This is a genomic window from Collinsella sp. TM05-37 (assembly GCF_003436455.1).
In the GTDB taxonomy this organism is placed as follows: Bacteria; Actinomycetota; Coriobacteriia; order Coriobacteriales; family Coriobacteriaceae; genus Collinsella.
Map to the genome: position 1 here is coordinate 50,688 of NZ_QSPN01000012.1, position 10,116 is coordinate 60,803.

Below are 10,116 nucleotides of genomic sequence, written 5' to 3' on the forward strand. Positions count from 1 at the left end.
CTAACCCATCCAACTAGAGGACAGAGGACCGGCGACGACGACCATGATCATGAGGACGACGAACACGAACGCCATGGCGCGCGGAAGGGGCTGGCCGGCGGCCACGGTCTCGCTCGGCTCACCGGGCAGGACCTTACCCATCCAACGCAGGAACCATGCGAAGGTGGCGACGGTCTCGACGACCATGACGCACACGAGGACAAAGATGACCGTGTTGGTAGCACCAACCGCGAAGCCACCGGAAATGATCTGGAACTTGGAAAAGAACGTGCTCATGGGGGGCACGCCGGCGATAGCGGTCGCGGCGACCGCAAAGCCCACGCCCGTGACCGGGTACTTCTTCATGAGGCCCTGGATCTTGGGCAGCATACGGGTTCCCAGCGTGAAGCTGAGAGAGCCAGCGATGAGGAAGAACAGGGTCTTGGTGAACGCGTGGTTGAAGATGTGCTCGACGGCGCCGTTAAACGCCATCTGGCTTCCGAACACGGAGAGGCCCAGGCCAAAGAACACGTAGGCGAGCTGCGCGATCGTCGAGAAGGCGAGCAGGCGCTTCATATCCTTCTGGGGCAGGTACATGAGGAAGCCGAAGAGCATGGTCACGACGGCGTCGATGATGGCGACCCAACCGACGATCTCGGGGATATCGCCGGCGCTCGCAAGAGCGCGGGCGAACACGCACACGCCGACCTTAACCATGGACGCGCCATGAAGGTAGGCGGAAACGGGCGTGGGGGCCTCCATTGCGGAGGGCAGCCACATGTAGAGCGGGAACTGGGCGGACTTGGCCCAAGCAGCGAACAGGATGAGCAGCAGCACGACGGTCTTCATACCGGAATCGAGCTGGGAGATCGCGCTCAGCGCGAACGTGCCGGTTCCGGCGAACAGGAAGGCCGCGCCGATGTAGAGTCCCAGAGCGCCGATATGGGTGATGATGAGCGCCTTCATACCGGCCTTCTTGGCCGTGGGCGTCATGTAGTAGCTGATGAGGCCCCAGGAGCACACACCGGTGATCTCGAAGAAAACGAGCTGGCCGACGATGGTGGAGCTGTAGGCGAGACCGGCCATGGCGCCGATGAACGTGGAGAAGTACACGTAGAAGCGACGACGGGGCGCGTCGGGATGCTCCTTATTCTTATCGCTCATGTACGGGAACGAATAGATGACGACGAGCAGGCCGATAGCGACGAACGCGGGTGCGAGCAGCGTGCTCATCCGGTCGAATATGAAGCCCATGACCAAGGTCTGGCCCATACTCGCCCAGGTTACATCGACCGCGTTCATGCCGTTTCCGGCAAACGTCGCGGCCAAGCCAACGGAAGCGACCGTGGCGATGCCGCCGGCAAAGGCGCAGATCCATTTAGCGTAGGGACGCGGCAGCATGACGATGAGCAGGGAGCCCAGCATGGGGACGGCGATCGCCACCATGGCAAAGAGGGACAAGCTCGATTCGATTGACATAGTTTCTCCCTTCTCCCTACACGCCTACGACGACGAAGACGAACGCGAGGACCGCGATGCCGACGACGGCCCAGGTCTGGTTACCGAGCACCTTGAAGCGCGAACGGGAAACGGAGTTCTCGAGCACGCCGCAGACGACGAAATCGACCAGGCACTTGACGAGGAAGACGACGGCGCCCACGAGAGCGGTGACGCCGATGGTCGCGGGCTCTCCCCAGGGGATGAAGATGGAGGTGAACCAAGCGACGACCACGACCTGCTTCATGCCCATGGCGAGCTTCATCATGGCCAGGGACGGGCCGGAGAGCTCGGCGAGCGGGCCCTCCTGGAGCTCCTGCTCGGCTTCGGCCTGATCGAACGGAAGCTTGCCGAGCTCCATGTAACAGGCGGCCGCGAAGGCGACGCCGGCGAGGATAACGGCGACGACGCTCGAGACGTTGCCCGTAACGATGTGCTGACCCATGGTCGCAATGTCCGTGGAGCCGCACACGATGGCGACGGTGAACAGCGCGATGAGCATGGACGGCTCGATGAGCACGCTCATGAGGAGCTCGCGGATACCGCCGAAGCCCGCGTAGGCGTTGGAGGAATCCACGCCGGACAGCGCGAAGAAGAAGCGGGACAGCGCGAGCGCGTACATGATGGTGATGGCGTCACCAAAGACGGGCATGGGGCTCTGGAGCGTGAACATGGGCAGGCCCATGGCGAGCATAAACGACACCGCGAGGAACAGCGGCGGCATGATGCGCAGCACGAAGCTCGAGTCGGAACTCACGGACTCGGGACGCGCCATGAGCTTCGCGAGGTCCCGGTAATCCTGAAGGATGGACGGACCGCGGCGATTGTGCATCTTCGCGCGAATCACACGGGCGAGGCCGGAGAAGAAGGGCGCGACCAGCATGACCACGAGGCCCTGCGCCATCGCAAGAACGATGTTCATAATATCCTCTCCCCTCTCTAGACCATGACCACGGCGAGCACGAGGAAGACCACGAGCGCCGCGACGATGTAGCAGATGTATACGGAGTAGTTGCCGCCCTCGATCTTGGAGGCGAGGCCGGCCAGCTTGTCGGCACCCTCGCTCGGTGCATCGACCAGGAAACGGTCGGGCAGGGGCTCGACGCCCTGGGCGACACCGGTGAGCTTCTGGAACACGTGCGCGATGGACCAGCAGATCTTGGTGCATACCTCGCGCAGGGTGTAGAGCGGGCCCATGAAGAGTTCGACGTCGGACGCGAAGCTCGTGGCGACGACGGGCATGTGCTCGTTGGGCTCGTAGCCGCACGCCCAAGGGTCGGTCTTCTTAGCGGGGGCCTTGGCGCCGAGGCAGGACCTCAGCGCGAACGCGAGGTCGGTGAGGACCACGAGCGCGATGGCGATCGCGGGGGTGGAGGTGCGGCACCGGAAATCTCGTTCACGAGAGACACGCCCGAGGTGGCTGTGACGGCGGAGCCGGCAAGCACGCTCTGGGCGACGTCGCCCAGAACCGGGGCGATGACCGGGGAGCCGATTCCCAGTACCACGCAGATGGCCGCGAGGAGCATCTGCGAGAACAACATCGGAGCCGGGGACTCCTTGGCGTTCGCGGCCTCCTGGGAACGAGGGCTGCTCGCGAACGAGACGCCGTAGGCCTTCACGAAGCACGTGACGGCCAGGGCACCGGTGATGGCGAGGGCGGCCGCGGAGGCGACGGCGAACACCATGACGACCGGGTCGGAGAGCGTCGAGATGTTGAACAGGGACTGGTAGGTGAACCACTCGGAAACGAAGCCGTTGAGCGGCGGGATGGCCGAGATGGCAAGGGCACCGATGAGGAAGCAGACGGCCGTGACCGGCATGCGGCGGAACAGACCGCCCATCTTCTCCATGTTGCGCGTACCCGTGGCATAGAGCAGGGAGCCCGCGCCGAGGAACAGCTCGCCCTTGAACATGGCGTGGTTGAGCGTGTGGTAGAGGGCGGCCATGAGCGCGATCGTCGCGATGACGTCGTTGCCCAGGGCGTGCGCCGTCATGGACGCGCCGACACCGAGCAAGATGATGCCGATGTTCTCGACGGAGTGATAGGCAAGCAGGCGCTTGATGTCGTGCTCGTGGAGGGCGTAGACGACACCCAGGACCGACGAGATGGATCCGAAGACCAGGACCATGAGGCCCCACCAGAGCTGGACGCCCGAACCCGCGAGCAGGTCGAGACCGACCTTGAGGATTCCCAGGATGCCGATCTTGATCATGCCGCCGGACATGAGGGCGGACACGTTGGACGGCGCCTCGGGGTGCGCCTGGGGCAGCCAGGAGTGCAGCGGGATGATACCGGCCTTCGCGCCAAATCCGAAGAACGCGAGGACGAAGCACGCGGAGGAGACGGCGGGTCCAAAGTCATGCGTACGGAAATCACTGAAGCTGAAGGAACCGCCCACGCCGTTGGTCATGAGCAGGAAGCTCGCCATGATGAGAACGAAGCCCACGTGCGCGATGACGAAGTAGAGCCAACCGCCCCTAATGGAGTTCTTGTTCTCCTCGATAACGACAAGGAAGTAGCTCGTAAGGGACATGAGCTCAAAGGCGACCAGGAACCAGAACACGTTGTCGGCGGTGATGACGAGCATCATCGAGGCGACGAAGGTGTTCATAAAGAAGCCGGCGCGCCCGACCTTGCCCGGGTACTCGTCGAAGTAGGACAGACCGTAGATGAAGCCCGCACAGGCGAGAATCGAGATGAGGACCACGATCAGGCCCGCAAGGCCGTTGAGCAAGAGCTCGAGACGGGCGAACGGGAAGAAGAAGACCGTGTTGAGGGACGAAACGTCGCCAAGCACGGCCTCGAGGCCCGCGATGAACGAAAGCACCGCGGCGACGGCGCCGATAAGGCAGCCGGCGGTCTTGGCGGCATTATCGACCTTGATCAGCAGAACCGAGGCGAGCGCACCGATGCACGAGACGGCAAGCGATGCGATAAACAGCGTCATGCTATCCATTGTTTACGCTCCCTTCTGCTTTCTCGGACAGGCCCTGGGCCACGGCGGTAACGTCGACAGTCGGGCCGTTTTCGATCGAGCGCAGGCGCTTGGCCTCGTCGAGCTCGCGATCGGCCGCGCCGCCCATGACGGTCAGCGCCTTGGTGGGGCACGCCGCCACACAATGCGGGCCGTCCGGATCGAAGGCGCACAGGTCGCACTTAACGGCGCAGGTGTACTGGCCAGGAGCCCACGTAAGCAGGCTGCTCAGGGACTTAGGATACGAAGGCGTCGGGTCGCACATGCCTGCGACACCGGCGATAGACGTGCCATCGGGATGGATGGCTCCGAAGGGGCACGCGATGGCGCACAGCCTGCACCCAATGCACTCCTGCTCCTTGACGTGGATGCGGTCGCCATCGTGCTCGATGGCATTCACCGGGCAAACCTCGGCGCAGGGGGCACCCTCGCAATGGTGGCAGGCAAGGGCGGCCGAAATACCGCCGGTCTTCACGAGCGCTAGGCGCGGCGTATCCTGAAGACCCTGCATCCGGTGGGCGTCGGCACAGGCGGACTGGCATGTTCCGCAGCCGATGCACCTCTCCGGGTTGATGTCGATGAAGCGGTTCATCCCCACTTCCTTTCAAAATAACGGGCCGGGCTCCCGAACGTACGGGACGCCCGACCCAAAAAGCCAACGAGAACGGGACTACACGATTTGATTCACGTGCGTCTCGTCGTCGAACTTGGCGGCGCCGGGCTCAACGTCCTGGGGAGCGGCGGCGTCCACCAGAGCCTGCTTGAGCTCGGTGTACTGACGCTCGACTTCGCCCTCGGCCCAAACCTGGTCGGCAATCGCGTCGACCTGGCAGGCGGAGAACTTGTCCTCGGGCGTATGCGAGACCGGGTCGACCTTGTGCATGGTCAGCTCGTTGCACTTGCCGATCCACCACTGGTAGGTCATATAGACCGTGCCCTTGTTGATACGGTCGCTCACGTCGGCGCGGCTGTATACCTGGCCGCGGCGGCTGTGAATCGAGACGATGTCGCCGTTCTTGATACCGCGCGCCTGGGCGTCCGCGGGATTCATGCGGACAAAGCCGGGCTCGTCGGCGAGCAGCGCCAGCGTCTTGCAGTTGCCAGTCATCGAGCGGCAGCTGTAGTGGCCGACCTCACGGACGGTGCACAGGATGAGCGGGTACTCATCGTCGGGAAGCTCGGAGGGCGCCTCCCAGTCGTGCGCCATCAGGTTGGCGTGGCCGTCCTTGGTGGTGAACTTGCCACCAGCGAACATGTCGGGCGTACCGTGGTCGTTCACATCGGTGCTCTTGACGGGCCACTGAGCGTAACCGCCCTCGGGAGCCATCTTCTCGTAGGTCGCGCCCACAAAGTTGGGGCACAGGCTAATGCACTCGTTCCAGATCTGCTCGGTGTTGTCGTAGTGCATGGGGTATCCCATACGCGTGGACAGGTCCGCGAAGATCTCCCAGTCGTGGCGGCACTCGCCCTTGGGCGGAACGGCCGCGTCAAAGTGCTGGAAGCTACGGTCGGATGCGGTAAAGACACCCTCGTGCTCGCCCCAAGAGGTGGCAGGCAGGATGACGTCGGCGAGCATGGTCGTCTGCGTCATAAAGATGTCCTGGCAAATGAACAGATCCAGCTCGGAGAGCGTCTTGCGCATACCGGCCGAATCGGGCTCGGTCTGTACCGGGTCCTCGCCGTAGTTGTAGAAGCAGTGCACCTTGCCCTCGTCGACCAGGTGGCCCAGGTCGGTGAGCTTATAGCCCTCCTCGAGCGGGAGCTTTTCCTCGGGCACGCCCCAAGCCTTGGCAAACTTGGCACGCACAGCCGGGTCGGTGACCTTCTGGTAGCCAGGGTACAGGTTGGGCAGCATGCCCATATCGCAGGAGCCCTGGACGTTGTTCTGACCGCGCACGGGCGCGAGGCCGGAATTGGGTTTGCCGATCTGGCCGGCAACGCAGGCGATGGAGGCGATGGTGTGCACCGTCTTCAGGTTCTGCTTCTGCTGGCATACGCCCATGCCCCAGCCAATGATGGCAGAAGGCTTCGCCGTGGCGTACATCTCGGCAGCTTGGTGGATCAACGCGGGCTCGACACCCGTGATGTCCTGTACGGATTCGGGAGTGTAGTTCTTGATGGTCTCCCACCACTCGTCAAAGCCGTTCGTGTGCTCGGCGACGAATTCCTTGTCGTAGAGGCCATCGTTGACCAAGCAGTTGGCAAAGGCGTTGAGGAACGCAACGTTGCAACCGTTCTTGATCGGAAGGTAGAGATCGGCGATACGCGCGGTTTCGATATGGCGCGGGTCGGCGACGATGATCTTGCAACCCTTTTCTTTGGCTCGCACGATACGCCTTGCGACGATGGGGTGCGAATCGGCAGGGTTATAGCCGAAGAGGAAAATGCAGCCCGCATCCTCCATACCGGGGATGGAGCATGACATGCAACCTGAACCAACCGTGTCCATCAGACCGAGGACAGTAGGGCCGTGTCAAGTACGGGCGCAGTTGTCCACGCTGTGGGTGCCGATGCACGCACGCGTAAACTTCTGCATGACGTAGTTCGCCTCATTGCCGCCGCCTCGCGAAGAGCCGGTAGTCATGACAGCGTTAGGACCATATTCGTCAATTATGGCCTGCATCTTAGATGCGGTGAAATCCAGTGCCTCGTCCCAGCTTACGCGCTCAAGATCCGCGCCCTTAGTGCGGCGGATCATCGGGTGCAGTACGCGAGGAGTCAAGATCTTGGTGTCGTTGATGAAGTCGTAGCCGCTCATGCCCTTAAGGCACAGCTCGCCCTGATTGGTGATGCCGTTGAGCGGTTCGGTGCCCACAACCTGGCCGTTTTGGACCAGGAGGTTAAACTGGCAACCGGCGCCGCAGTACGGGCAGATCACTTTATGCTTCTCCATGACACCCTCCTTCCTTTCTCTGCTACCGATTAATCGGTACGTATTTGACAATCGTTGGGCCTATATAGCCGCCCGCCTACGCCTCGTTTTCGATGGTGGCGCGGGCACGCTCGGCGGTCAGTTCCGCCAGGCGCTCCTCGTCTACCAGGGTGAGGCCCTTGGTCGGGCACGCCTCGGCACACGCCGGACCGCCGGGACGGTCCACGCACAGGTCGCACTTGAGCACGAAGCTCTTGGTCTGCGAACCCACGCGCACGTCGCCCATCAAGACGGGGACCTGCGTGGTCGCCACGCTCACGGCGCCAAAGGGACAAGCCATGACGCAGCTCTTGCAGCCGATGCAGTTGTCCTCGTTAACGCCGATGCGATGGTTCTTTGGATCAAAGAACAAGGCACCCGTGGGGCAGGCCTTGGCGCACGGGGCGTCCTCGCAGTGATGGCAAGCCACCGGTGCGGAGATCTCGTACGTACGCGTCACGCGCAGGCGCGGCGCGGCGATGTTACCGGGGATGTCGTGCGCCTCGATGCACGCCGCCATGCAGGTTTGGCACCCAATGCAGCGTGAGGAATCGGCTACGACTCGTTTATTGCCCATGTTGTTCACTCCCTCCTGAATCCCATGCCGGAGAGACCCTGTCGACGTTGTCCCAAGCCGCCCGTGGCCTGGCATCGGTGTATCGAATGCATGCGGCGAAACAGGCACTCGGTAGAATTTCTCCAACGGTATACAGGTTGAATATACGCAGTTGCAGGGGGTAAACTTGAGCGTAACCCCTGCAATACGTGTGTATTGCAGGGGTTTGGGCTGGTTAGGATTATTCTTGCTTAGATATAGAGATGAGTGTATTACACGCGTACGCCGCGAGAGATTTCGCGCTCTTCTTTTAAAGATGTACTACGCTTGTAGTAATGTTTACACTCATAAACTTGAGTGCAATAAAGTATTGGATATATGATTGCCAAGTATCGGCACGTGCCGTATTTGACCATCCATATTGCACGCTAATAAAGGGAGGCCAGCGATGTCATCGACTCAAAAAAGAGCCATCCTGCAGGTGCGCATCCGCGAAGATGACAAGCAGCATGCCGAGCGCCTCTACGACGCCATGGGCACCTCGCTCGCCGAGGCCGTCCGCCTATTTGTCGCGCAGAGCATTTTGATGCGCAAGCTCCCCTTTCAGCCAGTCGCCGTGCGCTCAAAGGACGGCACCGCCGCCTATGGATCGCTCAAAGCATATGGGGACCCCAATCGCCGCTCTGAGGAACGCAATGCCTGGATTGAATACCTTGCTACGGAAAGCGACGATTCGGTTTTGGGTCCCGAGGAAGTAGATATCCATGAGTAGCACCATCATCGACGAGACCGTCATCCTACGCTACCTGCTTGACGACGACGAAGTTCTGTCACCGCGCGCCGCCAAGGTCATCGCCACGCGCACCGCTCGCGTCTACCCCGAAATCATCACGCGCGTTGTGGTCACGCTGCGCGACGTCTATAAGGTTCCCCGCGTTGAGATTGCTGCGGCTATAAAAAGGCTGCTCGATGACGTCATGGTCGACGAGCCCACCGTTGTCGCCCTTGCCGTCAAACTCTTTGGCAAGACCCATATGGACTTTACCGACTGCCTCCTCGCAGCCCGAACCGCCATCTACAACGATGATGTCGTGAGCTTTGGCAAGCCCATCATCCAAGGCATGATCGATTACCGCCGCAAGCGCCAAACTGCAGCCGAAGCCCGCAGCCGAAGCATCGACTCCACCATCGACAAACTCCGCCACCACCCCCGCAGCTAACCCCATCCCCACCTAAGTTGCGGTGAAATAGTTCCTGGATTTAGGCTTATTCGAGCTTTTCAGGAACTATTTCACCGCAACTTTCTGTAAGGGTGGTTTTTAATGCCGCCGAGGGGCACAAACCAACCGTTTGCCGATATGTTTGGCTCTGACTCATGACTCTGACCTGCCCCGTCAAGCTTTTGGTCAGTTCATGGCAAGGTCTGGCGGACCAAATATGGGATAGCGTAGTGTCATTCACTCCCCCTCGAGACCATGGGGTCGAAAATGAGTCACGATAAACGCTGTTCCAAACCGCAAGTAGAGCTGTTCTTCCGGTTATTCGAGGCCCATCATGGCGGGCACCTGTTTGTAGCTACCAAAAAATGGGATGAACGCTGCGCCTACGCGCTCATGCAAAAAGAGATGATTATTCGACTCTACAACCATGTCTACGCTGATCCCGCGTATTGGAATGACCTCGGCGTCGAAGATCGCATCTTTCAATTGGCATCCGCTATTGCGGTCGTTGAACCGGATGCCGTGTTTTGTGGAGCAACGGCGGCACTGCTCTATGGCATCCGTTCTGTATATTCGCTTCTCGACAAGGTGCAAGTGCTGTTGCCGCGTTCTACCAGGCGTGATACGTATGAATTCGTTGAGTATCGTCGCTGGCGGGCGGGCGAAGTGTGGCAGCTCGGTCCGTTTACGCTCACGGATCCGTATCGAACGGTTGTTGATATCGCCCGAACGACCGCGTTTCGCTATGCGCTGGGTTATGTCGATGGCTTGGCCCGTGAGTACGATGTCGAGCGCGAAGAACTGCGGGCATACGCGCAGGCCAATTGCCGAGGGCTGCATGGCATCGCACGCGCATTTGACGTTTTTGAACACATGGATGGCAGATCGGATAACGGTGGAGAATCCGAAGCACGGGCGGCAATGATTCTGGGGTACCGTCAAGATTCTTTCGCAAATTGATCGAGGCGGCCTCGGCCC

Annotated in this window: 10 protein-coding genes; 3 read left to right on the plus strand and 7 right to left on the minus strand. The window is 61.0% G+C overall.

All coding sequences use genetic code 11. The annotated features are described in order from the left end of the window. The 7 genes from DXD48_RS07320 to DXD48_RS07345 form a co-directional block, all read right to left on the minus strand. A complete protein-coding gene (locus DXD48_RS07320; RefSeq protein WP_006234112.1) occupies positions 1–1,458 on the minus strand; it encodes a hydrogenase 4 subunit D in 1,458 nt (485 codons plus the stop codon). 16 nt (positions 1,459–1,474) lie between these two features. Then, positions 1,475–2,398, minus strand: coding sequence for a respiratory chain complex I subunit 1 family protein (locus DXD48_RS07325; RefSeq protein WP_006234113.1), 924 nt, complete (start codon positions 2,396–2,398; stop codon positions 1,475–1,477). A 17-nt stretch (positions 2,399–2,415) separates the two neighbouring features. Beyond that, positions 2,416–2,823: a hypothetical protein gene (locus DXD48_RS10180; RefSeq protein WP_199407924.1), complete on the minus strand. Its 408-nt coding sequence runs from the start codon at positions 2,821–2,823 to the stop codon at positions 2,416–2,418. Further along, on the minus strand, positions 2,793–4,433 hold the full coding sequence (locus DXD48_RS07330) for a proton-conducting transporter membrane subunit (protein ID WP_199407925.1): 1,641 nt from the start codon (positions 4,431–4,433) through the stop codon (positions 2,793–2,795). The genes DXD48_RS10180 and DXD48_RS07330 overlap by 31 nt, the downstream gene beginning before the upstream one ends. Then, positions 4,426–5,043, minus strand: a complete 618-nt coding sequence (locus DXD48_RS07335) for a 4Fe-4S dicluster domain-containing protein (protein ID WP_117564604.1) — start codon at positions 5,041–5,043, stop codon at positions 4,426–4,428. The genes DXD48_RS07330 and DXD48_RS07335 overlap by 8 nt, the downstream gene beginning before the upstream one ends. A gap of 78 nt (positions 5,044–5,121) precedes the next feature. After that, the gene (gene fdhF, locus DXD48_RS07340) at positions 5,122–7,344 is read right to left on the minus strand and encodes a formate dehydrogenase subunit alpha (RefSeq protein ID WP_117564606.1); all 2,223 of its coding nucleotides are present in this window, start codon (positions 7,342–7,344) and stop codon (positions 5,122–5,124) included. A 76-nt stretch (positions 7,345–7,420) separates the two neighbouring features. Next, a complete protein-coding gene (locus tag DXD48_RS07345; RefSeq protein WP_022095206.1) occupies positions 7,421–7,939 on the minus strand; it encodes a 4Fe-4S dicluster domain-containing protein in 519 nt (172 codons plus the stop codon). A 427-nt stretch (positions 7,940–8,366) separates the two neighbouring features. On the opposite strand from DXD48_RS07345, the gene DXD48_RS07350 reads away from it, so the two are divergent. The 3 genes from DXD48_RS07350 to DXD48_RS07360 all read left to right on the plus strand — a co-directional run bounded on the left by DXD48_RS07350 (position 8,367) and on the right by DXD48_RS07360 (position 10,098). Further along, positions 8,367–8,690, plus strand: coding sequence for a type II toxin-antitoxin system RelB/DinJ family antitoxin (locus tag DXD48_RS07350; protein ID WP_117564607.1), 324 nt, complete (start codon positions 8,367–8,369; stop codon positions 8,688–8,690). Then, a complete protein-coding gene (locus tag DXD48_RS07355) occupies positions 8,683–9,138 on the plus strand; it encodes a PIN domain-containing protein (protein WP_199407927.1) in 456 nt (151 codons plus the stop codon). Before DXD48_RS07350 ends, DXD48_RS07355 begins: the two co-directional genes overlap by 8 nt. A 267-nt stretch (positions 9,139–9,405) precedes the next feature. Next, complete coding sequence (locus tag DXD48_RS07360) at positions 9,406–10,098, plus strand: hypothetical protein (protein WP_117564609.1); 693 nt, start codon at positions 9,406–9,408, stop codon at positions 10,096–10,098. Positions 10,099–10,116 lie beyond the last annotated feature (18 nt).

Bases quoted from the DNA above. Each gene is read 5' to 3' on its own strand.
- DXD48_RS07335 (WP_117564604.1), bottom strand. From the start codon at position 5,043: ATGAACCGCTTCATCGACATCAACCCGGAGAGGTGCATCGGCTGCGGA.
- DXD48_RS07360 (WP_117564609.1), top strand. From the start codon at position 9,406: ATGAGTCACGATAAACGCTGTTCCAAACCGCAAGTAGAGCTGTTCTTC.
- DXD48_RS07345 (WP_022095206.1), bottom strand. From the start codon at position 7,939: ATGGGCAATAAACGAGTCGTAGCCGATTCCTCACGCTGCATTGGGTGC.
- DXD48_RS07330 (WP_199407925.1), bottom strand. From the start codon at position 4,433: ATGGATAGCATGACGCTGTTTATCGCATCGCTTGCCGTCTCGTGCATC.
- DXD48_RS07320 (WP_006234112.1), bottom strand. From the start codon at position 1,458: ATGTCAATCGAATCGAGCTTGTCCCTCTTTGCCATGGTGGCGATCGCC.
- DXD48_RS07350 (WP_117564607.1), top strand. From the start codon at position 8,367: ATGTCATCGACTCAAAAAAGAGCCATCCTGCAGGTGCGCATCCGCGAA.
- DXD48_RS07325 (WP_006234113.1), bottom strand. From the start codon at position 2,398: ATGAACATCGTTCTTGCGATGGCGCAGGGCCTCGTGGTCATGCTGGTC.
- DXD48_RS07355 (WP_199407927.1), top strand. From the start codon at position 8,683: ATGAGTAGCACCATCATCGACGAGACCGTCATCCTACGCTACCTGCTT.